The sequence below is a fragment of the Pseudaquabacterium rugosum genome, assembly GCF_038066575.1.
Taxonomy (GTDB): Bacteria; Pseudomonadota; Gammaproteobacteria; order Burkholderiales; family Burkholderiaceae_C; genus Pseudaquabacterium; species Pseudaquabacterium rugosum.
Genome location: NZ_JBBUTF010000002.1, coordinates 361,762 through 388,226, shown reverse-complemented (window position 1 = coordinate 388,226; position 26,465 = coordinate 361,762). Strand labels below are relative to the sequence as shown.

Genomic DNA, 26,465 nt, shown 5'->3' with positions numbered 1-26,465 from the left:
CCCTCCAAATGCGCAAATCGGTCCGTCCCTCCACTCTCGGCAATCTGATCGCTGCGGTGCTGTTCGTGGGGCTTTCCGCGACCATATGGTTTGTCGTGAACGGCTTCGAAGTCGCCCGTGAAGAAGGATTTGATCCCCTTCGATACGAGTACTTTGCTCGCTCGGATTTGCCGGAATATTTGGCAGACTCGTCCTCCTACACCATCGTCTTGCTGCTGAAGTTCATCTATCAGTACCTCCCCTTCTACACTGGTTTCGTTGCATTCATTGGTCTTTGCCTGTTTGCAGTGCTCAACGGGGACGGTCGAAAGGAAATTCGCCACGCAACACTTTCCCCACTCGCATTCTTCTACATTGCTCAAACGGGGAAGGACGGGCTCGCAATCTTGGCGCTCGCAAGCGTGGCCATCATCGCGACCCGGCGGATTTCAATATGGCATGCCGTGCTGGCGATCGTGATCTCGATCGCCCTGGTTGTGCGCCCGGCGCTTGTTCTATTCCTGCCACTGACCTTCGTTTCCATCCGCTACGGGATCGGCAAGGCAACTACATTTGCAGTCATGTTATCCGCTGTTTTCCTGTCCACGGGGACTGGCGAAGAATCGTTGTCCATGCTGGAAAAAATCGTTTCGGACGAGGGTTCGGGCGCGTTGGCTCAGTTGGGACGCGAACTGACTCTTGGCTATTCTCCGATTCCCGTCGCAGGCCGTTCGATCCTCCTTCTCGTTTCCCCCTTCATTCAGCCGCTGGGTTCCGTTCTGAAGTTTCTCAGCGGCGCGGATCCATTTGTTCTCTTTGAAGGCGCGTGTCAACTCTTGTTTCTTTTCGCCCTGATACACCATCGAATCCTTTCGACGTTTGTCGTCAACTCGATTCCTTTCATCATCGTTGTAGCCGCGGCATCGCCCTTCTACCACTTCAGATACATGGCCATCTTGTATCCAGTGATTTTCTCGATTTCCATCCTCTCAAGACAGAGAGCGTCCAGAAAAAGAGAACATCGCCATCACAAGCGATCTCACACATCCAGCGAATCCAACGGCGCACCTGCGATTGCAGGGGCATGAATATCCAGAAGAGAAGACCATGGAAAATCATTCGACTCAAGGCAACCCGGCCTCCATCGTCGCCGGCGGCGCCGGCTTCATCGGCGCCAATCTCTGCGCGCGTCTTCTCGAGGAAGGCCGCACGGTCGTCGTGATCGACAACCTGCTGCGCGGTAGCCGTGATCACTTGAGCGCCGGTGCCGCCACGTCCCGCCTGCATTTCATCGAAGCCGACCTGGCTCAGCGCGCGCCTGCGCAAGCCGCGTTCGCCCAAGCCGCCACCTTTGGCGCCATCGACGAGGTCTGGCATCTGGCCGCCAACTCCGACATCCCGGCCGGCGTGGCCGATGCCGACGTCGACCTGAAGGACACCTTCCTGACCACCGCGGAGATCCTGCGTTGCATGAAGGCGAACAAGATCGGCAAGCTCTACTTCGCTTCGAGTTCCGCCATCTACGGCGACCTCGGCGACCAGCCGCTCCACGAGGACATCGGGCCGCTGCTCCCGATCTCCAACTATGGCGCCATGAAACTCGCGTCCGAGGCCCTCATCAGCGCAGCCGCCGAGAGCCACCTTGAGCGCGCCTGTCTCTTCCGCTTTCCCAACGTCGTCGGCGTGCCTGCGACCCACGGGGTGATCCTGGACTTCGTCCGCAAGCTCAAGAACACCGGCAACAGCCTCGAGGTCCTGGGCAACGGCACCCAGCGCAAGGCCTATCTGCACGTCAGCGACCTGATCGCCGCGATGCTGCTCGTGCGCTCGCGTACCGACATTCCCAAGACCCTGCCCATCAACGTCGGCCCCGTCGACGAAGGCGTCTACGTGCGCTGGATTGCCGAGCAAGTCGTCGCCCGCGTCGCCCCGGCGGCCAACATCCAGTTCGGTACCGGCAATCGCGGCTGGGTGGGTGACGTGCCCAAGTTCCATTATTCGACGGCCAAGATCCAAGCCCTGGGCTGGAAGCCTGCACTCGGGTCCGAGGCGGCGGTCCTGCGCGCCATTGACGAGATCGCTCGTCAAGAAGGCTTCTGAGGTTGAGCATGAGCGCGTCCCCTCTCGTGTCCGTGGTGGTGCCCTCGTTCAATGAGGATCCCCACATCGTCCGCGCCAGCCTTGAAAGCATCCGCGCGCAGACCTTCAGCGATTTCGAGTGCATCGTCATCGACGAGAGCACACGGCCCGAACTTGCGCAAGCATGCCGCGCCGTCTGCGCCGAGGATCCCCGCTTCATTTACGTCCACCCCACAACGCGCCTGGGCCTGCCCAAAAGCCTGAACCTGGCGATCAGCAAGGCGCGTGGCCAACTGATCGCGCGCTTTGATTCGGACGACGTCTGCATGCCCGAGCGCTTGGCGCTTCAAGTGGCTTACCTGCAAGCGCATCCTGAGATCTCGGTTGTCGGCGGCGCACTCGATATCATCAGCGACGAGGGCAAGTTTCTCGCCCACCGCCGCTATCCGCAGACATCGGCTGCCATCGCCAAAGGCATGCAGCTGACCACCACCATCGCGCATCCGACGGTCATGTACCGGAAGAAGGCGATTGAACAGCACGGCGGCTATAACGCCGACTACCGATTCTCCGAAGACTTGGACCTTTGGCTACGCTGGCTGAACGCGGGTCTTTGCTTCGCCAACTTGCCGCAAGTACTGGTCCAGTACCGACAAGACAACACGCGCCGTGATTCCCGTCATTGGCGCTTCAACCTCCGCGCCCGAACATCCAACTTCACTGCTCAACACTGGCTCAGGCGGGTGATCGGCATTGCATGCATCGCCACGTGGGTGGTCATGCCAGAGAAAGCCCAGGAACAGATTTTCAAGGCACTGGTGCTGCGACGCCGCAGCCAAGAAGCCATTCAATGAGCACGCCTCCCATGAAAAACCAGATCGCCATCCTCGCAGGCGGCATGGGTACCCGTCTGCGGGAGCGCAGCGGCGATCTGCCCAAGCCGATGGTGCCGGTGCTCGGCAAGCCCGTCCTGCATCATCAGATCGAGCTCTGCCGCAAGCACGGCTTCACCCACATCGCTCTGCTGGTCCAGCATCGCCACGAGAGAATCTCCGAGTACTTCGGCGACGGCTCGGCCTTCGGCGTCAGGATCAGTTACGCGATCGAAGACGAGCCCCGCGGCACGTCCGGCGCCCTGCGAGATGCACTACCGCTGCTCGCCGACCGCTTCCTGCTGCTCTACGGCGACACCTTCATGGACGTCGACCTGCGCAAGCTCTGGAACGCGCATGCGGCCGCCGGCGCCGCTGGCACGCTGTTCTTGCATCCCAACGACCATCCTCAGGATTCCGACCTCGTCGACATCGACGCGGACGGCACCGTCCGTGCCATCCTGCCCTATCCCCACCCGGATGGACGTGAGGTCCGCAACCTCGTGAACGCGGCGCTGTACGTGCTCGACCGTGCGGGTCTTGAGGACGTCACGCCCGCGGAAGGCAAGGCCGACATCGCCAAGCACATGTTCCCGCGGATGCTGGAGCTCGGACGCCGCCTGCATGGCTACGTCACGCCCGAGTACATCAAGGACATGGGCACGCCGGAACGCCTGGACAAGGTCGAGCGTGATTTCATCGCCGGTCTTCCCGAGCGGCTCTCCGGCCGTCATCTGCGCAGCGCCGTCTTCCTCGATCGAGACGGCACCATCAACCGTGAAGTCACCCACCTCAGCTCGCCCGACCAGCTCGAGCTGCTGCCGGGCGCCGCCACCGCGATCCGACGCCTCAACCGCAGCGGCAAGCTCGCGGTCGTCGTGACCAACCAGCCGGTGGTCGCCCGTGGCGACGTGAGCTTCGCGGGACTGGACCGCATCCACGCCCGACTGGAATCACAGCTCGGCACCGGCGGCGCCTTCATCGACGGCCTCTACCTCTGCCCGCACCATCCCGACAAGGGTTTCCCGGGCGAGGTCGCCGAGCTCAAGGGCCCCTGCTCCTGCCGCAAGCCCGAGCCCGGTCTGATCGACCAGGCCTGCCGCGATCTGAGCATCGGCCGCCAGGACTCGTGGATGGTGGGCGACACCACCTCCGACGTCGAGGCCGGCCGGCGCGCCGGCGTGCGCACCGTGCTCCTGCGCACGGGTCACGCAGGCGGCGATGCCAAGCACGCGGTACGGCCCGATTACATCGCGCCCGATCTCGCCGACGCGGTCGAATGGATCCTGGACGGCCATGCCCGGCTCTCGCGGCGGATGGCTCCGATTGCCGTCGAGGCCAGCCGCGGCCGGCGTCTGGTGCTCATCGGCGGTCTGGCCCGCGCCGGCAAGAGCTACGCCGCCCAGGTGCTCAAGGAACTGCTGCATGCGCTCGGCCGCCAGGCCCACACGATCTCCCTGGACGGATGGCTCAAGCCCGCGACCGAGCGCACCGAAGGCACGGGTGTGCGGGACCGCTTCGATCTGGTGGCCGCATCGTCCGCCATCGCCGCGGCAGCGGCATCCGGCTCGCGCACCGTGCTGTCCGAACCGCTCTACGACCGATTGGCCCGCACCGCGGGGCCCCTGCACATCGAGCACTCCATCGGTCCTGACGACGTGATCATCGTGGAAGGCGTTCCGGCGCTGCTGATAGACACACTGCGCGACCTGCCGACCGTCCTGAGGGTCTATGTCGACGTGGCCCCGACAACGCGCCAGGCTCGCCTGGACAAGGACTATGCGTGGCGTGGGACCCCCTCTTCGGAGCAGGCCGCCACGCAGGCTGCGCGGGAATTCGATGAAACCCCGGTTGTCGAGCCATCGCGGGTGTTTTCGGACTTTGTAGTCGAGCGAGAAGTGGAGGGAGAAGAATGATCGTCAGCAAGACCCCGCTGCGCATGAGCTTCGTGGGAGGCGGAAGCGACCTGCCCGCGTTCTATCGCGAAGAGGTCGGCGCAGTACTGTCGACATCGATCGACAAGTACATGTACATCTGCGTCAACAAGAAGTTCGACGGCCGCATCCGCATCAGCTACACGCGCACGGAAGATGTCGAGCAGCGTCAGCAGGTCGAGCACCCGCTGGTGCGCGAGGCGCTCGATCTCGTCGGCATCGACGGCGGCATCGAGATCGCCTCGATGGCCGACATCCCGTCCAAGGGCTCGGGGCTCGGCTCGTCCAGCACCTACACCGTCGGTCTGCTCAACGCGCTGTACGCCTACCGCAATCAGTTCGCCTCGAAGGAAAAACTGGCCCGTCAAGCCTGCGAGATCGAGATCGACCGCTGCGGCGAGCCGATCGGCAAGCAGGACCAATACGCGGCCGCCTACGGCGGGCTGAATCTGATCCGGTTCCATCCGGACGATTCGGTGTCGGTTGACCCCGTGATCTGCAAGCCCTCGTTGCTGCAGGAAATGGAGGACTCGACCCTGGTGTTCTTCACCGGCCGCACACGCAGCGCGTCAGCCGTGCTGGCCAGCCAGTCCGCCGCGATGAAGACCACCGACCGCCGCGCGCTCATGCGCCGCATGGTCGAGCTGGCCTTCGAGATGAAGGAGCAGCTGGAATCTGGCACGCTTGACCACCTGGGCAATCTGCTGGACGAGAACTGGCGCCTGAAGGCCCAGTTGACGGCAGGCATCTCCGATCCGCAGATCGACGCCTGGTATGCGGCCGGCATGTCCAACGGCGCTCTGGGTGGCAAGTTGCTCGGCGCGGGCAATGGCGGCTTCATGATGTTCTATGCGCCGCCCGCACGGCACGCGGCCATCACCGCAGCGCTCTCCGATCTCCAACCGGTGAAGTTCCGCTTCGATCGCACCGGCGCCCAGGTCGTGTTCTATCAACCCACCGAATGACGTTTCCCATGTCCACGAACTTCACCGTTTCCAATTATTTGGCCGCACATGCCCGGCTGGCTGAGCAACTGGACACCGATGCCTTCCAGCAAGGCATCGACCTGGTCAGGGCCGCCTTTGAAAGCGGCAAGAAAATCCTGACCTGCGGCAACGGCGGCAGCGCCTCGACCGCGTCGCACTACATCACCGACTGGAACAAGATGGTCAATCTGGCCACCGGCAAGAAGTTCCGCGGTGTCTGCCTGTGCGACAACATGGGCCTGATCACAGCCTATGGCAACGACCTGTCATACGCCGACGTCTTCGCCGGCCAGGTCGATGCGCTGATGGACGAGGGTGATCTGCTGATCGCGGTCAGCGGCAGTGGCAACTCGCCCAACGTGCTCAAGGCCATCGAGGCCGCGCACCGCGCCGGGGGCAAGGTGCTGGGCATCGTCGGCTACGACGGCGGCAAGATGAAGCCCATGTGCGACCACAGCGTCTGGGTGAACTCGTTCGACATGCAGTTGTGCGAGGACGTCCATCTGATGTTCGGTCATATGGTCATGAAGACGCTTTGCCGCACGCCGATCAAGCAGTGATCAGTCCCCTTGGCTGATGCCCCTGACGGGCTGGGGCAGGTGCGACGACGGACTGAGCGGACGTGCTGGAATGCTGCCGGCTGAACGGCTGAAGGCCGGGTCATCCCGATGACCCGGGCCAACACGTGTGCCGGTTGAAAAGGACCGATGCGACGCCCTAAGGCCGTGATGTGTACTCGGGCACCAACGACTCAAGCCGTTGCCGCACCCGTGACGCCTGCGGTTGCGCCCATGCCTCCGGCCCTGACGTCCAATCCAGCAACGAGCCCAACATCCGGGCCTGTGCCGCCTGACCACTCAGCCGGGCGATCCGCAGCCTTGCGACGCCGGTCGGCACCGTGTCATCCGCATCCGCCAGCAGTTCCTCATACAACTTCTCCCCCGGCCTCAACCCGCTGAAGACGATCGGGATCTCCTCCAGCGTGTGGCCTGCCAGCCGGATCAGGTCCCGGGCCAGATCGACGATCTTCACCGGCTCGCCCATGTCCAGCACCAGCACCTGGCCGGATTCGCCGATGGCGGCGGCCTGCAGCACCAGCCGGGCGGCCTCGGGGATGGTCATGAAGTAACGGATGATGTCAGGGTGCGTGACGGTGACGGGGCCGCCCTTGGCGATCTGTTCCTTGAACTTGGGGATCACGCTGCCGCTCGATCCCAGCACGTTGCCGAAGCGCACGGCCATGAAGCGGGTGCCGGGATGCTCGGCCGCCATCGCGCTGATGACCATTTCGGCGGCGCGCTTGGTGGCGCCCATCACGTTGGTCGGGTTGACGGCCTTGTCGGTGCTGATCAGCACGAAGCGCTCGGTGCCGGCCTCGGCGGCAGCCAGCGCCGCGTGGTAGGTGCCGAGGGTGTTGTTGCGCAGCGCGGCCAGGGCGTTGTCGTCCTCTTCCATCAGCGGCACGTGCTTGAAGGCGGCGGCGTGGAAGGCGACGGCGGGGCGCCACCGGGCGAAGGTGGCGCGCAGGTGCTCCAGGTCCTTGACGTCGCCGATCAGGCGGGTCAGCGCGATGGCGGGGAAGGCCTCGGTCAGTTCCTGCTCGATGGTGTAGAGGTTGAACTCGCTGAGCTCGTAGAGCACGATGCGGGCGGGCGCATAACGGGCGACCTGGCGGCACAGCTCGCTGCCGATGGAGCCGCCGGCGCCGGTGATGAGCACGGTGCGGCCGCGCAGCACCTCGCCGATGCCGGCCTCGTCGAGCTGCACCGGCGCGCGCCCCAGCAGATCCTCGGGCTCGATGTCGCGCACGCGGTCGATCGCGCGGCGGCCGTCGTCGGCGCCGTCGCGCAGTTCGGCGGCGGTGGGCACGGTCAGCACCGGCAGGCCGGTGGGTGCGGCCAGCTCCAGCGCGCGGCGGCGCTGGGCCGGGGTGGCGGCCGGCAGGGCGACGATGACGTGGGTGGCGGCGCCGCGCACGGCCTTGTCGCCGATGGCGGCCAGCGGGCCCAGCACCGGCAGGCCGGCGATGCGTGCGCCCTGCTTGGCCGGATCGTCGTCGAGCAGGCCCAGCACGATCCAGCCCTGCTGGTGGATGCCGGCCAGCAGGCGGCGCGCGGCCTGGCCGGCGCCCATCACGATGGCGCGGCGGATCTCGTCGCTGCCGCCGGTGATGCGGGCGCGGCCGTGCTCGTACAGCGCGCGGTAGCCCAGGCGCACCAGGGCCAGGCCGCCGAGCACCACCAGCGGGTGCAGCGCCAGCACCGCGCGCGGCACGGCGCTGAGCTGGGCCATCAGCACGATCACCGCGCTGAGCAGGCCGGCCAGGCCGCAGGCCGCGGCGATGCGCTGGATGTCGCCGAAGCCGGTGAAGCGCCACATCGCCTGCGGCACGCGCAGCCCGGCGAAGGCCAGCGCGTACAGGGCCACGATCAGCGCCAGCACCCAGCCGTCGTAGTCGGGGCGGGCGCTGACCCAGCGCTCGAAGCCGAGCCGGAACAGGTAGGTGACGTTCCAGGCCACGGCCACGATGGCGCTGTCGATCAGCAGCGACAGCGGCTCGCGGCGCGGTCGCAGCCGCGCCAGGAAGCGGTCCAGTCGGTGCCAGAAGGTGATCATCGCGGGTGGCGGCAAGAACGCAGGACAGTCGTGGGACGAAGGGGCGCCGGCCACGGGGCACGGGCCCTGGCCGACGGCATGGTGGACGTCATGGCCGACGCCATGACCGGCAGGACGGCCGCGCTCACGGCCGGTCTCCGCGCCGACCGGCCAGCACGCGCAGCGTGCGGGCCAGCATCCTCAGGTCGCTGGCCAGGGTGGCCTGGCGGGCGTAGTCGGCCTGCAGCGCGAGCTTGCGCGGCAGGATGACGCGGATGTAGTGCGCCTCGGGATCGGCGGCGGCGGCCAGCTCGGCGGATTCATCCAGGCCGGCCAGCGAGGCCGGATCGGTGATGCCGGGGCGCACCGACAGCACCACGTCCTTCAGCGCGGCCGGGTAGTGGGCGACGTAGCGCGGCACCTCGGGCCGCGGGCCGACCAGGCTCATCGTGCCCTGCAGCACGTCGATGAACTGGGCCAGCTCGTCGAGCCGCCAGTGGCGCAGCCAGTGGCCGCTGCGGGTGATGCGCGGGTCGCGGCCGACGGTGACCGCCGGGCCGAGGGCCGGCGCGTCCACCCGCATGGTGCGGAACTTGTGGATGCGGAAGGGCACGCCATGGCGTCCGACCCGCTCCTGGCGGAAGAACACCGGGCCCGGCGCATCCAGCCGCACGACGAGGGCGATCAGCAGCAGCAGCGGGCCCAGCGCCAGCAGGGCCAGCAGCGCGCCGCAGACATCGAACAGGCGCCTGGCCGCCCGGCCGGCCGCAGCGGGGCGCGACGCGGCCGCCGGTGGGCGGGGCGCCAGCGGGACCGGCCGGTCGCCGTCGTGGCCCGTCACGTCCGGGCGTCCTGCCTCAGGCCCGCAGGGCCGCGCGCAGCGCGTCCAGCACGCGCTGCACGTCGGCGTCGGTCATGCGGGTGTAGATCGGCAGGCTCAGCATTGCCTGGTAGGCGGCCTCGCTGTGCGGGAACTGCCCGGGCGTCAGCGCATAGCGCTCGCGCCAGTAGGGCTGGCGGTGCAGCGGGATGTAGTGGACGCTGCAGCCGATGCCGGCCGCGAACAGCCGCTCGATCAGCGTGTCGCGGCCCAGGCCCGCCTCGGGCCGCACGCGCACCGGGTACAGATGCCAGGCGTGGCGCTCGCCGGCCGGGGCGTCGGCCGGCAGGATCAGCGGCAGATCGGCCAGGCCGGCGTGGAAGGCGGCGGCGATCTCGGCGCGCCGCTGCTGGAAGCCGTGGGCCCGCGGCAGCTGGTGGATGCCGAGCGCCGCCGCGATGTCGGTCAGGTTGTACTTGAAGCCCGGCGCGACGATCTCGTAGTACCAGCTCGGCACCTTGGCGGTGAAGCGGTCGAAGGCGTCGCGGCTGATGCCGTGCAGGCGCATGACCTTGGCCCGCGCGGCCACGTCCGCGTCGCGCGTGACCAGCATGCCGCCCTCGCCCGTCGTCATCGTCTTGTTGGCGTAGAAGCTGAAGACGGTGGCCGCGCTGTCGAGCGTGCCGACCAGGCGGCCGCCGCAGGTGGTCGGCAGCGCGTGCGCGGCATCCTCGACCACCTGCAGGCCGTGGCGCGCGGCGATCGCGTGGATGGCCGGCATGTCGGCGGCCAGGCCGGCGTAGTGCACCGGCAGGATGGCCTTGGTCTTCGGCGTGATCGCGGCCTCGATCAGGGCGGGGTCGATGTTGAGCGTGACCGGGTCGCAGTCGACCAAGCGCACGTCGGCGCCCAGATAGCGCACCACCTCGGCGGTGGCGGTGAAGGTGTGGGTGGTGGTGATGACCTCGTCACCGGGGCCGATGCCGAGCGCCTCCAGCGCCAGGTGCAGGCCGGCGGTGGCCGAGTTGACGGCGATGCAGTGCAGGCCGGCCGGGTCCTCGCCGGTGGAGGCGGCCAGGAAGGCGGCGAAGTCGGCCTCGAAGCGGCGCGCCTTGGGGCCGGTGGTGACCCAGCCGCTGCGCAGGGTGTCGACCACCTCGGCGATCTCGGCCTCGCCGATCTCGGGCAGGGCGAACGGCAGGAAGGGCAGATCGGTGGGGGTGGAGGCGGCCATGGCGGACGGTGGATCGGCGGCGGACGGGCCGCGGCGCGGACAGGGGCGTCGGCGGCGGGGCCACCGGGCGCGGGCGTCGGAGCGGACGAAGGCGGCGCACACGGGCGGTCGGACGGCCGTGTGCGCCGCCCGCGCCCGCTGCGGGTCAACCCGGGATTCTAGGAGGCTTGCCCACCCAGGCCAGCACGTGGGTGCGCAGCGGCGGCAGCGCATTGGCCAGACCGTAGAGGGCGGGATGCAGCCGGCACAGCGCGCGCGCCAGCGGCGGCGCCAGCGTCACCCGGCGGGCGTCGATGCGCGCCTGCGGGAACAGCTGGCGCAGCCGGCGCAGCGGCACGCCGCGCACGTCGCGGTTGCGCGGGTTGTCGACGGTGAAGTCGTACCAGAGCACGCCGCCGCCGGGCGCCACCCAGCGCCACATCGCATCGGCCAGGCGCTGCTGGAAGGCGTCGTCCAGCAGCGAGGAGAAGACGGTGCTCTGCAGCACGATGTCGCGGCTGCCGTCGGCGATGTCGAGCGCCAGCGCGTCACCGCACCACAGCGGCAGCGCGGCGGGCAGCACGGCGCGGGCGCGCGCATGGCGCTCGGGCAGCAGCTCGACCCCGGCCAGCCGCGCCGGATCGCAGCCCAGGCGCAGCAGCTCCAGCAGGTTGCCGCCGGCACCGCAACCGACCTCCAGCACGCGCAGCGCCGGCAGATCGGTGTGGCCATGGGCCTGCAGCAGGGCCAGCATCACGCGCTGGCGCTCCTGCACGCCGCGCAGCACCTCGGGGCGGAAGAAGCTGTAGCGGTCGCCGTCGGCGCGGCGGGCGTAGCGGTCGACGACGGCCTGCGGCTCGCCGCCCGGCCCTGGCCGGCTCACCGGATGCCCCTGCCGGCGCCGACACGCCCGGCCGCGCGCGCCGCCGCCACCGCGTCGAGAAAGCGCTGCGCCAGCACCGGGTAGGTGTGGTTCGCCCGCACGAACGCGCGGCCGCGCTCGCCCATCGCGCGGCGCTCGGCGGCCGGCACGGCGGCCAGGCGGCGCAGGCCGTCGGCGACGGCGGCCGCGTCCTGCGGCGCCACGGTCAGGCCGCAGCCGGCCTCGGCCACCGGGTCGTTGCCGGCCTCCACGCTGTGCAGCACCACGCAGCCGGCCATCAGGTAGTCCATCAGCTTGTTCGGCGCGATGCCGAAGCGGTAGATCGGCACCCGCTGCCAGCCGATGTAGGCGATGTCGATGGCCGCCAGCATCGACGGCACCTGGGCCTTGGGAATCGGCGGCAGCCACCGCACCTGCACGTCCAGGCCCTCGTCGGCGATGCGCTGGACCAGGCGCGAGCGCTCGTGGCCGTCGCCGACCATCACCAGGCCGATCGGCTCGCCGCGCAGCGCGCCGAAGGCCTCCAGCAGCGTGTCCAGCGCGTTGGGCCGGCCCATCGAGCCGGCGTAGCCGACCACGGTGCGGCCGGCCGCGCGCTGCCCGGCGATGGCCTGCGCCACGTCGGCGCGCAGCGGCGGCGGCGTGCCCTGCCACTCGTCCAGCGTGATGCCGTTGGGCACGATGGCGAGCTTGCGCAGGTCCAGGCCGCGGCTGGCCATGTAGTCGTGCACCTTGGGCAGCATGCTGATGACCGCGTCGGCGTCGCGGTAGGCATCGTCCTCGGCCTTCTGCACCAGGCGGATGAAGGGGTGCCGGGGCGACATGCCGGAGAGCTCGATCGGGCTCAACGGCCACAGGTCGTGCACCTCGAAGACCAGCACCGCGCCGGCCTTGCGCGCGATGCGGCGCGCCACCCAGACGTCCATCGGATAGGTGCTGCTGGCGATCACCACGTCGGGCCGGGCGCGGGCGATCAGCGCGTCGGTGCGCGACCAGACCTGGCCGAGGAAGCGGGCGATGTTCCACACCCGGCCCGCACCGTTGCCCTGATAGGGCGGCGTCGGCAGCCACAGGTAGTCGATGCCGTCGAGGGTCTGCTCGCCGGCCTCGGGCTGCCGGGTCCGCACATGGCTGTAGGTGGCGGCCACCATGCGCACCGCGTGGCCGGCGCGCACCCACTCGCGCGCCAGGTAGTAGGGCCGGTACTCCATGCCGAGCGCGGGGCTGCCGGCGTAGTGGTTCAGGTAGAGGATGTTCATGGACGGGCGGGCGGCCGGCGTGGGGCGAGCGGGCGGCGTGGGCGCAGCGTAGGAGCGGCGTGGGTGCGACGGACGGGCGCGGAGCGGATGCCGTGCGCTCAGCGCCGCGGCGGCGTCAGCGCGCGCAGGCGGTCGAGGAAGCGGTCGACGCAGGGGCCGAACAGCGCCTCGCGCGCGACCCAGTCGTGGTTGGCGGCGGCGATGGCCGCGGCCCGGGCGGCCAGCGCGTCGAAGGCGGCGGGCGCCAGCGTCGCACCCGAGGGCACGAGGGCGCCGTTGTCGCCGTCGCGCACCAGCTCGCGGTTGGCCGGCAGGTCCGACAGCAGCGGGATGCAGCCGTGGGCCATCGCCTCCAGCACCGAGACGGCGACCGAATCGCTGGTCGGCAGGCTGACGTACCAGCGCGCGGCGCGGTAGTGCTGCGCCTGGGTCGCCGCATCGAGCCGGCCGACGAAGCGGATGCGCGCGGCGATGGCCGGCGGCAGCGCGGCGGCGGCGGCCTCCAGCGCACCGCGCAGCGAGCCGTCGTTGGCGATCACCAGCTCGGCCTCGGGCCGCACCGCGGCCAGCGCGGCGAACTGCGCCAGCACCCGCTCGGGCGCGTAGATCGGCTCCAGCCCGCGGTTGGCGAACACGCGCCAGGGCTGCTTGTCGGCGGCCGGCACCGGCTCGGGCAGGGCCTCCAGGCCGAAGGGAAAGGTCATCACCTCGCCCGCGCCCAGCGCGTGCATCTCGTGCGTCATCACCTGCGAATCGCTGGTGGCCAGCGTGCAGTCGCGCAGCACGCGGCGGGTGACGGCGCGCATCAGCCGGCTGTGGCGCGGCGTGACCAGGATGTCCGACCCCCAGGCCGAGCCGACCAGCCGCCCCGGCGCGCCGGCGCGCCGCGCCAGCCAGGCCAGCGTGCCGTGCGAGCTCAGGTAGTGCGCGTGCAGCCAGTCGGCCTGCACCGTGAGCAGCCAGCGCCGCAGCGCCGGCAGCTGGCGCAGCAGGCCGATGTTGCCGCCGGCCGCATCGGGCCGCGTGCCCAGCGCCAGCCGGCGGTCGGGCGGCAGCAGGCCGTCGAAGCCCGGCAGGAAGCCGCGCGAGGACACCGCCCACAGCGCCAGCCGCGGCGCCAGCGCACGCGCCCACTTCAGCAGGTGCGGGCTCTCGCCGTCGCCGATCAGCACCAGGCGCAGCGGACGGTCGGTCGAGACGGAACGGCTCATCGGGGCCCGCCGGTCGAAGGGAGGGCGTCATCCGGTGCGACGACCTGCGCGGCAGGCCGCTCGCCCGCCCAGGCCGCGTAGCCTTCCCGCAGCTCCGGATGCGCCGCCAGCCCCTTGGCATCGCCGTCGCGTGCATCGCCGACCACCACCGCCGGGTTGCCGGCGATCACCGCATGGTCGGGAAACACGCCGCGCACCACGCTGCCGGCGCGCACGATGCAGCCGCGGCCCAGCCGGCTGCCGGCCTCGATCACGGTGTGCGGGCCGATGAAGGCATAGGGGCCGATCTCGACCGCACCGGCGATCCAGCCCGGCCGCGGCCGGCCGGCCGGCCACTGCCCGTAGGCCGCGCCCAGCAGGCGCTGGCTGCGGTGCGAGGCGTGGGTGACGATGCAGACGTGGCTGGTCAGCTGCACGCCCTCGCCCAGCGTGATGCCGCCCGAGGCCTCCAGGAAGCAGAAGGGGCCGACGTAGACCTGGTCGGCCAGGCGCAGCGCATCCTCGCCGACGATGCAGGTCGACGGTGCGATGCGGGTCGAGGCCAGCCAGCGCCCGCCCGAGGCCTCGCCGAAGACGATGCGGTGCAGCAGCGCCTGCACCAGCGCGCGCCGGCGGCGGTTGAGCCAGGCCCGCAGGCGCAGCGACAGCGACGGGGGACTCATCGGCGGGGCTCCCGGTCCAGGGAAGAGGGCGGATCGGCCGCGTCGGGTGGACCGGCGCGATGGCCTGGGTCGGCGTCGGTCGCCGCGATCGAGCGTCCGGTCCGCGGAGCGGCTGACCTTGCCTCGGCCTGCGCCGCCGCGGCACGCGCCGGTGCGCCCGACCGCTCACCAGCCACCTCGCCCTTGCCCTCGCCCGCCACCGGCCAGGTCGCCAGGCGCAGGAAGTAATAGCCGAAATAGGCGGTCATCGACGCCGACACCGCCCAGCCCGCGCCGGCCAGCCCGCCGAGGGCCAGCCCGGCGGCCAGCGCGCCGACGAACAGCAGCTGGCCGACCAGCGCGAGCTTCAGCGCCCAGGCCTGGGCCTCCCAGGCCAGCGTGACCACGCCCAGCGGCGAGGCGATGAAGTGCAGGCCGATGTAGAGCGACAGCGCACGGGCCAGGCCGCCGGCCTCGCGCCAGGGCTCGCCGAAGACGGCGACGAACAGCGGCGGCGCCAGCGCCCACAGCAGCACGACCAGCGGCACGGCCACCAGCGCCAGCAGGCCGATGGCCCGGCGCACCAGCGCGCGGCCCTGCGGCGTGCGGCCAGCCTCCGCCAGGCGCGGATGCAGGGCCTGCGACACCGCGCCGCCGACCAGCGTGGCCGGCGCCTTCAGATAGCGCAGCGCCAGGCCCCAGGCCCCGGCCGCGGCCGGCCCCAGCTGGGCGGCGATCAGCGCCACGGCCAGCGTGTCCTGCAGCGCGCCGAGGAAGGCATGCGGCGTGTTCAGCAGCGGGTAGTCGCGGAAGCGACGGGCGGCGGCGCGCCAGTCGGGTGGGGTGTGCGCCCGGATGTCGGCCTGGGTGTCGGCCTGGGTGTCTGCCCGGGCTTCCGCCCGGGCAACGGTGCCGGTGTCCGCGCGCGGACCCGGGGCCACCGTCGGCGCGGCGATGGCCGTGGCGGCCGACGCCGCGTCCCGGCGCGCGGCGCCGGACCTGTCGGCGCCCCCCGCCCGCAGCGCTGCCCAGGCCGCCGTCGCCGCCAGCAGCGGCCCGGCGATCAGCCCGTGCACGCCGGCCTGCAGCAGCCCGGCGGCGACCTGCGCCACCGCGGCCCCGCCGTACTGCAGCACGCGGGCGATGGCCAGCGGCCGGAAGCGCTGGGCCCGCGTCGCACGCAGCGTGGCCAGCGAGACCGCGCCCGCGAGACCCACGGCCAGCGGCAGCCACAGCGGCCACAGCCGATCGTCAGCGAGGGTGAGCGACGCATCGTCCGCCACGGCCCGCCACGACACAGCGGCCTCGCCCGGCCGATCACCGGGCCCGCCCGCCCCGCCCTGCCCGGCCGATCCGAACGGCCCGCCGAGCTCGCCCACGCCGATCCCCCAGACCCAGCCCAGCGCCCCCAGCGCGGCCAGCCCGGTGACGGCGGCCAGCACGCGCCGGCACAGCGCGACCAGCGCCGCGGCCTCGGCCTCGTCGCGTGCCATCGGCAGCGCGAACTCGTAGCGCGCGCAGGCCACCACGCCGAGGTTGGCCGCCACGGTGGCGAACAGCTGGTACTGGCCCCACTGCGCCGGCGTGTACAGCCGCGTCAGCCAGGGGCCGAGCAGCAGCGGCAGCGCCTGGGCCAGCGCGCCGCCGGCCAGCAGCGTCAGCACCGCGCGGCGCAGGCTCATGCGGCGGTGCCGGCGCGTGGCCGGCCCGCGGCCCGGCCCGGCCCGGCCACCGCGGTCGATGACCGCGCCCCCACCGCCGGCCTGCGCATCCGTCAGGCCGCGGTCTCGCGCAGCGCCTCGCCCAGCGCCGCCACCACGCGGTCCTGGTCGGCCTCGCTGAGGTCGGCGCTCATCGGCAGGCTCATCACCGTCGCGGCGGCGGCCAGGCTGTGCGGATGGGCGGCCGGATCATGGCCGGCGGCATAGGCCGGCTGCAGGTGCAGCGGCTTCGGGTAATGCACGGCGGTCGGGATGCCGCGCGCCTTCAGCGCCGCCTGCACCGCCTCGCGGTTCGGCAGCTTGACCGTGTACTGGGCCCAGACGCAGTCGCGGTCGGCCCGCACCACCGGCAGCGCCAGCGGCAGGCCGGCGTCGATCAGCTGCGCCTGGATCAGCGCCGCATAGCGCACGCCCAGCGCCTGGCGGCGCGCCAGCTCCCAGTCGAAGCGCGGCAGCTTGGCCAGCACGACCGCGCACTGCAGCGTGTCCATGCGGCCGCCGACGCCGACGCGGGTGTGGTGGTAGCGCGCGCTCTGGCCGTGCACGCGGATCTCGCGCGCGGCCTGGGCCAGGCCTGCGTCGTCGGTGAACAGCGCGCCACCGTCGCCATAGCAGCCCAGCGGCTTGCTCGGGAAAAAGCTGGTGCAGCCGATCGTCGACACGCCGCAGCTCTGGCGGCTGCCGTAGCGCGCGCCGTAGCTCTGCGCCGCGTCCTCGACCACCGGCAGGCCATGGCGCGCGGCCACCGCGTTGATCGCGTCCATGTCGGCCACCTGGCCGTACAGGCTGACCGGCAGGATGGCCCGGGTGCGCGGCGTGATCGCGGCCTCCAGCAGGCGCGCGTCGAGGTTGCAGGTGTCGGGCTCGATGTCGACGTAGACCGGCACCGCGCCCAGCAGCGCGATCACCTCGCCGGTGGCGACGAAGGTGAAGGGCGAGGTGATGACCTCGTCGCCCGGGCCGATGCCGAGCGCCATCAGCGCGATCAGCAGCGCCTCGGTGCCACTGGAGACCGTCACGCAATGGGCGACGCCGGTGCGCGCGGCCAGCGCCGCCTCCAGCTGCGCCACCTCCGGGCCCATGATGTACTGGCCGTGGTCGAGCACGCGCTGGATGGCCGCGTCGATGTCGGACTTCAGCGCGGTGTACTGGCTCTTGAGGTCGGTGAAGTGCATGGGGTCTCGGCGATCAGGGCGATGTCAGGGCGGCCAGGGCATCCAGGGCGGATCAGGCGACGGCGTCCAGCCGGCTCAGCAGCTCGCCATCGAGCCGGTAGCGCTCGCCGGTGGCCGGGCAGGCCGCCTCGCGCACCTCGCCGGCCGGCAGGCGAGCCGGCAGCGCCAGCTTCTCGCCGTGGCGGCTCATCCAGCCGATGCGCCGGGCCGGCACGCCGACCATCAGCGCATGGGCCGGCACGTCCTTCTGCACCACGGCGCCGGCGCCGATGAAGGCCTGCTCGCCGATGGTCACGCCGCAGACGATGGTGCAGTTGGCGCCCAGCGTGGCCCCGCGCTTCACGTGCGTGCGCCGGTACTCGGCCTTGCGCGCGACCGCGCTGCGCGGGTTGTAGACGTTGGTGAAGACCATCGACGGGCCGCAGAACACGTCGTCCTCCAGCGTCACCGCGTCGTAGACGCTGACGTTGTTCTGGATCTTGACGTTGTCGCCGATCACCACGTCGTTGCCGACGAACACGTTCTGGCCGAAGGAGCAGCCCGCGCCGATGCGCGCGCCGCCGCTGATGTGCACCCAGTGCCAGACGCGGCAGCCCTCGCCCAGCTGCGCGCCGGCATCGACGATGGCCGAGGGATGGATCGTGGGGCCGCTCATCAGTATTCGAGGGGCAGGTTGATGCGCTGGCCGTCGCGTGCGCTGCGGTACATCGCGATCAGCAGCTCCAGGCTCTTCAGGCCCTCGCGGCCGTCGGTCTCGGGCTCGCATTCGCCGCGCAGGGCGCGGATCACGTTGTCGTAGTACAGCGGATGGCCGAAGCCGTAGACGCTGGTGGTCTCGTAGCTGGCCGAGGCGATCTGCGCGTCCATCTCGTGCGGCTGCGCGAACTGCCAGTGCTGGATCTCGTTGACGGCCACGCCGCCCACGCGCACGGTGCCGTGCTCGCCCAGGATGGTGATCGAGCCCTCGTAGTTCTTCGGGTGCGTCAGCATGGTGACGTTGACCGAGCCCATCGCGCCGTTGCGCCACTTCAGCGCGGCCACGCCGGTGTCCTCGACCTCGATGTGGCGGGCCAGCGTGCCGGTGTAGGCCATCACGCTCTCGACCGGGCCGATCAGCCAGTCCAGCAGGTCGATGTAGTGGCTGGCCTGGTTCATGAACGCGCCGCCGTCGAACTCCCAGGTGCCGCGCCATTCGGCCGAGTCGTAGTAGGCCTGCGGACGGCTCCAGAACACGTTGACGGTGACCATGTACAGGCGGCCGAAGCGCCCGGCCTTGAGCGCCTCGCGCAGCAGCTGCAGCGTGCGGTTGCGGCGGTTCTGCTTGACCACGAACAGGCGCACGCCGGCCTCGTCGCAGGCGCGCACCATGGCCAGGCCGTCGGCCCAGCGGGTGGCCATCGGCTTCTCGGTCATCACGTGGACACCGGCGCGCGCGGCGGCCATCGCCTGCTGCGGGTGCAGGCCGCTGGGGGTGGCCAGCACCACGCAGTCGGCGGCGGCCTCGGCCAGCATCGCGTCGTAGCTGGCGAAGCCGCGGGCGCCGGTGCGCGCGACGGCGGCCTCGCGCGCGGCCGGGTCCGGATCGCAGACGGCGACCAGCTCGGCGCGGTCGGCGTGGCGGGCCAGGGCCTCGATGTGGTTCTGGGCGATGCGGCCGCAACCGGCCAGCGCGAAGCGCAGCCGACGGTCGGTGATGGCGGTGTGGGCGTGGTGCATGGCAGGCGATGAGGGCCCCGCACCGGCACCTGGAGCCGGCCTCCCGGGCCAGCCGGCGATTATCGCCGAGGGCCCGCCGTCGACCGTGGGGCCGGACGCGTCAGGCCCGGCGGCGGCGGCCCTGCCTACAATTTGCGGTTTCGCGCGCGCGACGCCCCCGGCCCGGGGACGGCCGCCGGCCGCGCGAGCGCAACCCCCGCCCATCATGAGCCAGTCCCAGAACGCCCCCACGCCCGAATCCGCTGCCGCACCGATCACCGCGGACGAGAACAAGCTGATCGCCGAGCGCCGCGAGAAACTGGCCGCGATCCGCGCGCAGGGCGTCGCCTTCCCGAACGACTTCAAGCCGACCCACCACGCCAGCGCGCTGCAGACCCGCTACGGCCCGCTCGCCAACGAGGAGCTGGAGCCGCAGGCCGTCACCGTCACGCTGGCCGGCCGCATGATGCTCAAGCGCATCATGGGCAAGGCCAGCTTCGCCACGCTGCAGGACGGCAGCTTCGGCGCCCAGGACAGCGCCGGCCACGGCCGCATCCAGCTGTTCGTCAGCAAGGACGCGCTCGGCGAGGAGGCCTATGCCGCCTTCAAGCACCTGGACCTGGGCGACATCCTCGGCGCCGAGGGCACGCTGTTCAAGACCCGCACCGGCGAGCTGTCGGTCAAGGTCACGTCGCTGCGCCTGCTGACCAAGAGCCTGCGCCCGCTGCCGGACAAGTTCCACGGCATGACCGACCAGGAGCAGAAGTACCGCCAGCGCTACGTCGACCTGATCACCGACGAGCAGGCCCGCACCCGCTTCGTCGCGCGCAGCAAGGCCGTGGCCTCGATCCGCAACTTCATGGTCGAGCACGAGTTCCTGGAGGTCGAGACGCCGATGCTGCATCCGATCCCGGGCGGCGCGAACGCCAAGCCCTTCGTCACCCACCACAACGCGCTGGATCAGGAGATGTTCCTGCGCATCGCGCCCGAGCTCTACCTGAAGCGCCTGCTGGTGGGCGGCTTCGAGCGCGTCTTCGAGATCAACCGCAACTTCCGCAATGAAGGCGTGAGCGTCCGGCACAACCCGGAGTTCACGATGATGGAGTTCTACGCGGCCTACTGGAACCACCACGACCTGATGGACTTCGTCGAGGCCCTGCTGCGCCATGCCGCGCGCGCGGCCACCGGCTCGGCCCGCGTCACCTACGCCGGCAAGGAGGTGCATCTGGACGAACCCTTCGCCCGCCTGAGCGTGCGCGACTCGCTGGTGAAGATCGCCGGCCTGAGCGAGGCCGAGGCCGACAGCGCCGAGGCCCTGCACGCCAAGCTGAAGGAACACGGCGAGGAGCCGCCCAGGCACTGGGGCCTCAGCGCACTGCAGTTCGGCCTGTTCGAGGCGATGGTCGAGGAAAAGCTCTGGCAGCCGACCTTCATCATCGACTATCCGGTCGAGGTCTCGCCGCTGGCCCGCGCGTCCGACACCAACCCGGCGATCACCGAGCGCTTCGAGCTCTTCATCACCGGCCGCGAGTTCGGCAACGGCTTCTCCGAGCTGAACGACGCCGAGGACCAGGCCGCCCGCTTCCAGGCCCAGGTGGCCAACAAGGACGCCGGTGACGACGAGGCCATGTACTACGACGCCGACTTCATCCGCGCGCTGGAATACGGCATGCCGCCGGCCGGCGGCTGCGGCATCGGCATCGACCGCCTGATGATGCTGATCACCGACAGCCCGGCCATCCGCGACGTGCTGCTGTTCCCGGCCCTGCGCCGCGAGGGCTGAAGGTCCCGTCCCCGGCCCGGTCATGACCTCTCGTGACCGGACCTGCGGGCTCTGACCCGGGCCGCGCGGCGCACCGCCGCCGCCCGGGCTTGAGCCCGCTCAAGCCGCGCCCGCGGGTCATTGGCAGTAGACCCCCGGGCGCAGGACGCTCACCATGCCGGCCATGCGCGCAGCACCGGCCCGGCGACGCGGCGACACGCCGCGGCACTGCCCCGTTTCCGTGACCGAACCGACCTCCCGTTCGATCGATCCGTCCGCGCCTGACGCGCCGGACGATGCCCCCGCAGCGCCAGCCCCCGACGCCCGCCTGCGCACACTGGCCGAGATCCACACCGCGATCTGGCAGCAGCTGGCGCTGGCCGCGCAGGACCGCAGCCACGTCTGGCGCACCCCGGTGCTGGCCACCGCCGACGCCGACGGCCTGCCCGACGCCCGCACCCTCGTGCTGCGCGAGGTGCAGCCCGCCGCCCGCCAGCTGACCCTCTACACCGACGCCCGCTCGGCCAAGGTGCTGCAGCTGCAGGCCCGGCCGCAGGGCCGGCTGGTGTGCTGGTCACCGGCGCTCGGCTGGCAGCTGCGCATCCGCCTGGCCATGCAGGTGCAGGACGACGGCCTGGCCGTCACCTCGCGCTGGGTCCGGCTGCGCGCCAGCCCCGCCGCGCGCGACTACCTGTCGCCGCTGCCCCCCGGCGCGCCGGTCGGCGGCGCCCCGCCCTCACCCGCCGGCGCCCAGCGCCACCACTTCGCCGTGCTGCAGGGCCTGGTGCAGTCCATCGACTGGCTGGAGCTGCACGCCGCCGGCCACCGCCGGGCCTGCTTCGACGCCGCGGGCGACGGGGTGTGGCTGACGCCGTGACCTCTTCGACGGACCGGCGAGCCACGGCAGCGGTGCAACCGGCGGCCCGGCTTCGATGGGGATGATGTTGACCGAGCGCGGCACGGGACACGGAGGCGGACGGCCAGCCGTCGGGTGTCGCACGCACAGACCGCCGCCAGTCCGACAGCCCCACAGCCCCACCAGCCAGCCACCGAGCCTCAGCCCACGTCGTCAGCGCCCCCGGTCACCAGGAACCCCAACCACGACCGGCCGGCGGGCACACCGATCACCCCCGCGGAAACACCGCCGGCCGCTTGTTCAGGAACGCGTCCATGCCCTCGACCTGGTCGGGCGTGCCGAACAGCGCCTGGAACATCCGGCGCTCGAACATCACGCCGTCCGACAAGCCACCCTCATAGGCCCGGTTCACGCATTCCTTGGCCGCCAGCACACTGGCCGTACCCAGGTTGCAGATGATCGTGGCCGCCTCCAGCGCCTCCGCCAGCAGCTGGTCGGCCGCCACCACCCGGCTGACCAGACCCGCACGCTCGGCCTCCTCGGCACCCATCATGCGGCCCGTCAGCACCAGATCCATCGCCTTGGCCTTGCCCACCGCGCGCGGCAGACGCTGCGTGCCACCGGCCCCCGGAATGATGCCCAGCTTGATCTCCGGCTGACCGAACTTCGCCGTGTCCGCCGCGATCACCATGTCGCACATCATCGCCAGCTCACAGCCCCCGCCGAGCGCGAAACCGGCCACCGCCGCGATCACCGGCTTGCGGATCGAACGGATCGTCTCCCAGTTGCGCGTCACCAGATCGCGCGTGTAGGCCTTGACGAAATCGTGCTGCGCCAGCACGCCGATGTCGGCCCCGGCCGCGAACGCCTTCTCGCTGCCGGTGATCACGATCGCGCCGATGCCCGCGTCGGCATCGAAGGCCTTGAGCGCCGTGCCCAGCTCGTCCATCAGCGTGTCGTTGAGCGCGTTCAGCGCCTTCGGGCGATTCAGGCGGATCAGGCCGGTGCGGCGGCTGCCCTCACCTTCGGTGGTGACGATCAGGGTCTCGTAGGTCATCGCGGGCTCCAGGAATGTCGACGCCGGCCTCGTCGACCGGCAGGGCGGATGAAGCGGCCCGGAACGATCCCCTGCAGGGGCCGGTCCGGGCCTGACGATCCGCAATCTAACCCAGGCCGGGCGCGCGCCCGGCCCGGGTCTCGCTCGATGCGACCACTCAGTGCGACGAGGCGGCGGCCGCACCCAGCCCGGTCTGCGCCCGCACGAACTGCTCACCGAAGGCCGCGCGCTCGGCCCGCGCCGACAGGCTGCGGTCGCTCACCGACACCAGCCAGCAGACGACGAAAGCCAGCGGCATCGAGAACAGCGCCGGCTGCTCGTACGGGAACACCGGCGCCGCATGGCCCAGCACGTTGACCCACACCGACTTGCTCGCCACCACCAGCGCCACCGCCGTGAACAGACCGACATAACCGCCAGCCAATGCGCCCCGCGTGGTCAGCCCCGGCCAGTACATCGACAGGATCAGCACCGGGAAGTTGCTGGAGGCCGCGATGCCGAAGGCCAGACCGACCATGAAGGCCACGTTCTGCTTCTCGAACAGGATGCCGAGCGTCACCGCCACCACGCCGAGCGCCAGCGTGGCCCAGCGCGAGACGCGCATCTCGGCCGCCTCGTCGGCCTGGCCCTTCTTGATCACGCGGGCATACAGATCGTGCGAGATGGCCGAGGCACCGGCCAGCGCCAGACCGGCCACCACCGCCAGGATGGTGGCGAAGGCCACCGCCGCCAGGAAGCCCAGCAGCAGATCACCCCCCACCGCCTTGGCCAGGTGCATGGCCACCATGTTGCCGCCGCCCAGCAGCTTGCCACCGGCCTGGCCACCCTCGAAGAAGGCGCCGTCCTGGCCGACGATCAGGATCGCGCACAGGCCCATCAGGAAGATGACGTTGAAGAAGTAGGCGATGAAGCCCGACGCGTAGAGCACCGACTTGCGCGCTTCCTTCGCGTCGGTGACGGTGAAGAAGCGCATCAGGATGTGCGGCAGGCCGGCGGTGCCGAACATCAGGCCCAGCGCCAGCGAGACGGCGGTGACCGGGTCGCTGATCAGCTTGCCCGGGCTCAGGATCTTCCAGCCGTCCTTGTGGGCGGCCACCGCGCGCTCGACCAGCTCGGTGTAGCTGAAGCCGAAGCGGCTCATCGCCAGCACCGCCACCAGCGTGCCGCCGGCCATCAGCATGCAGGCCTTGATGATCTGCACCCAGGTCGTGGCCAGCATGCCGCCCTTGATCACGTAGACCATCATCAGCGCGCCGACGGCCACCACCGCCACCGCGTAGTCGAGGCCGAACAGCAGCCGGATCAGCTGGCCGGCACCGACCATCTGCGCAATCAGGTAGAAGCACACCACCGTCAACGAGCCGATCGAGGCCATCGTGCGCACGCGGCCCTGGTCGAGCCGGTAGGCGGTGATGTCGGCGAAGGTGAAACGGCCCAGGTTGCGCAGGCGCTCGGCCATCATGAACAGGATGATCGGCCAGCCGGCGAAGAAGCAGAAGGCGTAGATGTAGCCGTCCAGGCCCGAGCCGTAGACCAGCGCCGTCAGGCCCAGCAGCGTGGCCGCCGACATGTAGTCGCCGGCGATCGCCAGGCCGTTCTGGAAGCCGGTGATGCCGCCGCCGGCGGTGTAGAAATCGGCCGCCGAGCGGGTGCGGCCCGAGGCCCAGGCGGTGATGCCCATCGTCAGCGCGACGAAGGCGCAGAACATCGCGATGGCGTGCAGATTGAGGGGCTGCTTGGCGCCGGCCTCGACGGCCGGGCCGGCCCAGGCCGGGGCAGCGGCCACGGCGGCGGTCGCCAGGCCGATGGCCCGCGGAAAGACGGTGCGGACGTCCATGATCAGCGGCCCCCGTCGCGGGCGGCGTCGAGCAGCGCGCGGTTGAGCGCGTCGAAGCGGGTGTTGGCCTGACGCACGTAGAGCGCGGTCAGCAGCCAGAACAGCGCGAACAGGCTGAAGATCAGCGCCACGCCCAGCGTCAGCATCGAGCCCTCGCCGAGCCGCACCGCCATCACCGACGGCTCGAAGGCCACCAGCAGCACCAGGCCGTAGAACAGGCCCATCACACTGAGCGTCAGCACGACGGACCAGCGGCGGCGTTGCGCGACCAGGGTCGCGAACAGTGGATGCGCCTGGATGCGGCGCGTGGTGTCGGCGGACATGCCATGTCTCCTGTGCGGATGGAATGCCCGCCATGATCCGCAGCGCGATGGCACGAAACTGAACGCGGCAGCGCGCCGGCAGGACATGGCCTGCCGCGTCAGACTGACGTCAGGGGCGGCGGCGATGTGCGCGCGGGGCCGGGGCCGGGCCTGGGCGCGCCGCGCAGGCCCACGACACGCCGCCCGCAGGCCGGGCTCAACGCCCGAGCGCCTGCTCCGGCAGCCGGGAGAGCGTCAGATCGGCCCAGGACTCGCTGCCGTGGTGGATGCGGATGCGCACCGGCAGGTGCTGCAGAGCCGGGGCGATCCAGACCTGGGCCGTCATGTCGCCGCCGCCGGCCTCGCGCCGTGGCTTCAGCAGCCAGGCCTCGACCGGGCCGAAGGGCAGTTGCAGCGTCTGCGGTGGCTGCACCTCGTAGGTCCAGGGCTCGACGCGGCGGCTGATCACCAGCGGCAGGTGGATCTGGCGCCCCGGCTGCAACCACTGCGGATGGCGGCGCAGCAGCCAGGTCAACTGCACGAACTGGCTGGCCTCGTCCTGCAGACCGGGCGGCGCCGGGTGATGGCGGCCGTCGACGGTGCGCACGCCGTCGGCCTCGAAGGCGATCTCCCAGCGCCGCGGCGAGCGGAACATCACCTTCTGCTGGCCGCTGAAGTGGCGCGGCCGCAGGCCCTCGGCCGTCAGCTCGCCCTCGCTGACGATCTCGCGCGAGAGCACCGGGCCGATCGCCGTGCGCATGCGCACCTGGTAGCGGCCGCCCTCGCGCTGCCAGTCGACCTGGGCGCTGCCGGTCAGCTCGCCGCGGTACCAGCCTTCGAGGTCGAACTGCAGGCGGGTCGACGGCGGCCAGAGGCCGACCGGGGCGGCCGTGGCCGTGGCCGTGGCCGTGGCCGTGGCAGAGGCCGTGGCAGAGGCCGAGGCAGAGGCAGAGGCAGAGGCGGCCGGCGCCAGCGGATCGGCGGCGCTGCGCGCCGGACCGCGCTCGACCGTTGGCGGCAGGGCCGCGGCCAGGGTGACGGAGGCGGAGGCGGAGGCCGCGGCACTGGCACTGGCACTGGCACTGGCACTGGCACTGGCGCGGGTCGCCGCGGCGACCGGTGCGACGGCCGTGGCGGAGGCCGGCACCGCGGCGCCCTGGGCCGCGGTCACGGTCACGGTCACGGTCGGATGGATCGGCCCGGCCTCGACGGACGCCTCCGCTGCCACGGGGGATGCGGACGCTGCCACCGCGAGGTCCACCGCGGCCTGGCTGGCGGCCTGGGCGACGTCGCTGGCCGCCTGCGGCGCGCTGGCCACCTCGCGCTCCGGCGCCGGTGCGGACGCCGGCGCCGAGGCCGGTCGCGCGACGACGGCGGCCACCGCGACCGGCACGGGTGCTGCGGCCGGCACGTCCTCGGCCACCGGGGTCGCGGCGTCGACGGGCCGCAGCGCGACGCTGTAGCGCAGGTCCATGGCCGGCGGCAGGCCGCCCGCGTCGGGCCCGCCGTTCCAGGCGCCGGCCAGCAGCAGGCCGTGCAGCCCGGCCACCAGCAGCGTCAAGGCGAGCGGCAGCGGCCAGCCGCGCCG

23 protein-coding genes are annotated in these 26,465 nt (G+C 71.1%); 8 read left to right on the top strand and 15 right to left on the bottom strand.

Features of this window, described 5'->3' with window-relative positions; translation table 11 throughout:
• Positions 1-8: 8 nt before the first annotated feature.
• The 6 genes from AACH11_RS02315 to AACH11_RS02290 are packed head-to-tail and all read left to right on the top strand — an operon-like array spanning position 9 to position 6,410.
• Positions 9-1,067, top strand: a complete 1,059-nt coding sequence (locus AACH11_RS02315) for a hypothetical protein (RefSeq protein ID WP_341372574.1) — start codon at positions 9-11, stop codon at positions 1,065-1,067.
• 19 nt (positions 1,068-1,086) lie between these two features.
• Positions 1,087-2,079, top strand: a complete 993-nt coding sequence (locus AACH11_RS02310) for an SDR family NAD(P)-dependent oxidoreductase (RefSeq protein WP_341372573.1) — start codon at positions 1,087-1,089, stop codon at positions 2,077-2,079.
• Between the two features lie 8 nt (positions 2,080-2,087).
• Positions 2,088-2,912: a glycosyltransferase gene (locus tag AACH11_RS02305; RefSeq protein ID WP_341372572.1), complete on the top strand. Its 825-nt coding sequence runs from the start codon at positions 2,088-2,090 to the stop codon at positions 2,910-2,912.
• Positions 2,913-2,923: 11 nt separating this feature from the next.
• Positions 2,924-4,846, top strand: a complete 1,923-nt coding sequence (locus tag AACH11_RS02300) for an HAD-IIIA family hydrolase (RefSeq protein ID WP_341372571.1) — start codon at positions 2,924-2,926, stop codon at positions 4,844-4,846.
• Positions 4,843-5,829 carry a GHMP family kinase ATP-binding protein gene (locus tag AACH11_RS02295; protein WP_341372570.1) on the top strand — a complete coding sequence of 329 codons (987 nt, stop codon included), beginning with the start codon at positions 4,843-4,845 and terminating at the stop codon, positions 5,827-5,829. Before AACH11_RS02300 ends, AACH11_RS02295 begins: the two co-directional genes overlap by 4 nt.
• An 8-nt stretch (positions 5,830-5,837) precedes the next feature.
• Positions 5,838-6,410 carry a D-sedoheptulose-7-phosphate isomerase gene (locus tag AACH11_RS02290; protein ID WP_341372569.1) on the top strand — a complete coding sequence of 191 codons (573 nt, stop codon included), beginning with the start codon at positions 5,838-5,840 and terminating at the stop codon, positions 6,408-6,410.
• Positions 6,411-6,567: 157 nt separating this feature from the next.
• Here AACH11_RS02290 and AACH11_RS02285 read toward each other — a convergent pair whose 3' ends face one another.
• From AACH11_RS02285 to AACH11_RS02235, 11 genes are all read right to left on the bottom strand, one after another.
• Positions 6,568-8,466 carry a polysaccharide biosynthesis protein gene (locus AACH11_RS02285; RefSeq protein WP_341372568.1) on the bottom strand — a complete coding sequence of 633 codons (1,899 nt, stop codon included), beginning with the start codon at positions 8,464-8,466 and terminating at the stop codon, positions 6,568-6,570.
• 124 nt (positions 8,467-8,590) lie between these two features.
• On the bottom strand, positions 8,591-9,253 hold the full coding sequence (locus AACH11_RS02280; protein ID WP_341372644.1) for a sugar transferase: 663 nt from the start codon (positions 9,251-9,253) through the stop codon (positions 8,591-8,593).
• Between the two features lie 49 nt (positions 9,254-9,302).
• A complete protein-coding gene (locus AACH11_RS02275) occupies positions 9,303-10,499 on the bottom strand; it encodes a DegT/DnrJ/EryC1/StrS family aminotransferase (RefSeq protein ID WP_341372567.1) in 1,197 nt (398 codons plus the stop codon).
• Between the two features lie 145 nt (positions 10,500-10,644).
• On the bottom strand, positions 10,645-11,361 hold the full coding sequence (locus AACH11_RS02270) for a class I SAM-dependent methyltransferase (RefSeq protein WP_341372566.1): 717 nt from the start codon (positions 11,359-11,361) through the stop codon (positions 10,645-10,647).
• Positions 11,358-12,620, bottom strand: coding sequence for a glycosyltransferase family 4 protein (locus AACH11_RS02265; RefSeq protein ID WP_341372565.1), 1,263 nt, complete (start codon positions 12,618-12,620; stop codon positions 11,358-11,360). The genes AACH11_RS02270 and AACH11_RS02265 overlap by 4 nt, the downstream gene beginning before the upstream one ends.
• 98 nt (positions 12,621-12,718) lie before the next feature.
• On the bottom strand, positions 12,719-13,831 hold the full coding sequence (locus AACH11_RS02260) for a glycosyltransferase (RefSeq protein ID WP_341372564.1): 1,113 nt from the start codon (positions 13,829-13,831) through the stop codon (positions 12,719-12,721).
• A complete protein-coding gene (locus AACH11_RS02255; RefSeq protein WP_341372563.1) occupies positions 13,828-14,493 on the bottom strand; it encodes an acyltransferase in 666 nt (221 codons plus the stop codon). The genes AACH11_RS02260 and AACH11_RS02255 overlap by 4 nt, the downstream gene beginning before the upstream one ends.
• A complete protein-coding gene (locus tag AACH11_RS02250; protein WP_341372562.1) occupies positions 14,490-16,154 on the bottom strand; it encodes an oligosaccharide flippase family protein in 1,665 nt (554 codons plus the stop codon). Before AACH11_RS02250 ends, AACH11_RS02255 begins: the two co-directional genes overlap by 4 nt.
• 92 nt (positions 16,155-16,246) lie before the next feature.
• Positions 16,247-17,368, bottom strand: a complete 1,122-nt coding sequence (locus AACH11_RS02245; protein WP_341372561.1) for a DegT/DnrJ/EryC1/StrS family aminotransferase — start codon at positions 17,366-17,368, stop codon at positions 16,247-16,249.
• Between the two features lie 52 nt (positions 17,369-17,420).
• Positions 17,421-18,023: an acyltransferase gene (locus AACH11_RS02240; RefSeq protein WP_341372560.1), complete on the bottom strand. Its 603-nt coding sequence runs from the start codon at positions 18,021-18,023 to the stop codon at positions 17,421-17,423.
• Complete coding sequence (locus AACH11_RS02235; RefSeq protein ID WP_341372559.1) at positions 18,023-19,084, bottom strand: Gfo/Idh/MocA family protein; 1,062 nt, start codon at positions 19,082-19,084, stop codon at positions 18,023-18,025. Before AACH11_RS02235 ends, AACH11_RS02240 begins: the two co-directional genes overlap by 1 nt.
• Positions 19,085-19,289: 205 nt before the next feature.
• On the opposite strand from AACH11_RS02235, the gene lysS reads away from it, so the two are divergent.
• Together lysS and AACH11_RS02225 are read left to right on the top strand one after the other, a co-directional pair.
• A complete protein-coding gene (gene lysS, locus AACH11_RS02230) occupies positions 19,290-20,846 on the top strand; it encodes a lysine--tRNA ligase (protein ID WP_341372558.1) in 1,557 nt (518 codons plus the stop codon).
• A 220-nt stretch (positions 20,847-21,066) separates the two neighbouring features.
• Positions 21,067-21,702 (top strand): pyridoxamine 5'-phosphate oxidase family protein, encoded by a 636-nt coding sequence (locus AACH11_RS02225; RefSeq protein WP_341372557.1) that lies wholly within the window; start codon positions 21,067-21,069, stop codon positions 21,700-21,702.
• A 247-nt stretch (positions 21,703-21,949) separates the two neighbouring features.
• On the opposite strand, the gene AACH11_RS02220 is transcribed toward AACH11_RS02225, so the two are convergent.
• The 4 genes from AACH11_RS02220 to AACH11_RS02205 form a co-directional block, all read right to left on the bottom strand.
• Positions 21,950-22,738 (bottom strand): enoyl-CoA hydratase, encoded by a 789-nt coding sequence (locus AACH11_RS02220; RefSeq protein ID WP_341372556.1) that lies wholly within the window; start codon positions 22,736-22,738, stop codon positions 21,950-21,952.
• A gap of 157 nt (positions 22,739-22,895) precedes the next feature.
• Positions 22,896-24,575 carry a cation acetate symporter gene (locus AACH11_RS02215; RefSeq protein ID WP_341372555.1) on the bottom strand — a complete coding sequence of 560 codons (1,680 nt, stop codon included), beginning with the start codon at positions 24,573-24,575 and terminating at the stop codon, positions 22,896-22,898.
• Between the two features lie 2 nt (positions 24,576-24,577).
• Entirely contained in the window at positions 24,578-24,898 is a 321-nt protein-coding gene (locus AACH11_RS02210) for a DUF485 domain-containing protein (protein WP_341372554.1), read from the bottom strand.
• A 196-nt stretch (positions 24,899-25,094) separates the two neighbouring features.
• On the bottom strand, positions 25,095-26,438 hold the full coding sequence (locus AACH11_RS02205; RefSeq protein WP_341372553.1) for a DUF3108 domain-containing protein: 1,344 nt from the start codon (positions 26,436-26,438) through the stop codon (positions 25,095-25,097).
• Positions 26,439-26,465 lie beyond the last annotated feature (27 nt).

Coding starts and splice junctions, on each gene's coding strand:
- AACH11_RS02275 (WP_341372567.1), bottom strand. CDS start 10,499: ATGGCCGCCTCCACCCCCACCGATCTGCCCTTCCTGCCGTTCGCCCTG.
- AACH11_RS02260 (WP_341372564.1), bottom strand. CDS start 13,831: ATGAGCCGTTCCGTCTCGACCGACCGTCCGCTGCGCCTGGTGCTGATC.
- AACH11_RS02210 (WP_341372554.1), bottom strand. CDS start 24,898: ATGTCCGCCGACACCACGCGCCGCATCCAGGCGCATCCACTGTTCGCG.
- lysS (WP_341372558.1), top strand. CDS start 19,290: ATGAGCCAGTCCCAGAACGCCCCCACGCCCGAATCCGCTGCCGCACCG.
- AACH11_RS02215 (WP_341372555.1), bottom strand. CDS start 24,575: ATGGACGTCCGCACCGTCTTTCCGCGGGCCATCGGCCTGGCGACCGCC.
- AACH11_RS02285 (WP_341372568.1), bottom strand. CDS start 8,466: ATGATCACCTTCTGGCACCGACTGGACCGCTTCCTGGCGCGGCTGCGA.
- AACH11_RS02220 (WP_341372556.1), bottom strand. CDS start 22,738: ATGACCTACGAGACCCTGATCGTCACCACCGAAGGTGAGGGCAGCCGC.
- AACH11_RS02240 (WP_341372560.1), bottom strand. CDS start 18,023: ATGAGCGGCCCCACGATCCATCCCTCGGCCATCGTCGATGCCGGCGCG.
- AACH11_RS02315 (WP_341372574.1), top strand. CDS start 9: ATGCGCAAATCGGTCCGTCCCTCCACTCTCGGCAATCTGATCGCTGCG.
- AACH11_RS02265 (WP_341372565.1), bottom strand. CDS start 12,620: ATGAACATCCTCTACCTGAACCACTACGCCGGCAGCCCCGCGCTCGGC.
- AACH11_RS02255 (WP_341372563.1), bottom strand. CDS start 14,493: ATGAGTCCCCCGTCGCTGTCGCTGCGCCTGCGGGCCTGGCTCAACCGC.
- AACH11_RS02250 (WP_341372562.1), bottom strand. CDS start 16,154: ATGAGCCTGCGCCGCGCGGTGCTGACGCTGCTGGCCGGCGGCGCGCTG.
- AACH11_RS02310 (WP_341372573.1), top strand. CDS start 1,087: ATGGAAAATCATTCGACTCAAGGCAACCCGGCCTCCATCGTCGCCGGC.
- AACH11_RS02300 (WP_341372571.1), top strand. CDS start 2,924: ATGAAAAACCAGATCGCCATCCTCGCAGGCGGCATGGGTACCCGTCTG.
- AACH11_RS02245 (WP_341372561.1), bottom strand. CDS start 17,368: ATGCACTTCACCGACCTCAAGAGCCAGTACACCGCGCTGAAGTCCGAC.
- AACH11_RS02295 (WP_341372570.1), top strand. CDS start 4,843: ATGATCGTCAGCAAGACCCCGCTGCGCATGAGCTTCGTGGGAGGCGGA.
- AACH11_RS02290 (WP_341372569.1), top strand. CDS start 5,838: ATGTCCACGAACTTCACCGTTTCCAATTATTTGGCCGCACATGCCCGG.
- AACH11_RS02235 (WP_341372559.1), bottom strand. CDS start 19,084: ATGCACCACGCCCACACCGCCATCACCGACCGTCGGCTGCGCTTCGCG.
- AACH11_RS02305 (WP_341372572.1), top strand. CDS start 2,088: ATGAGCGCGTCCCCTCTCGTGTCCGTGGTGGTGCCCTCGTTCAATGAG.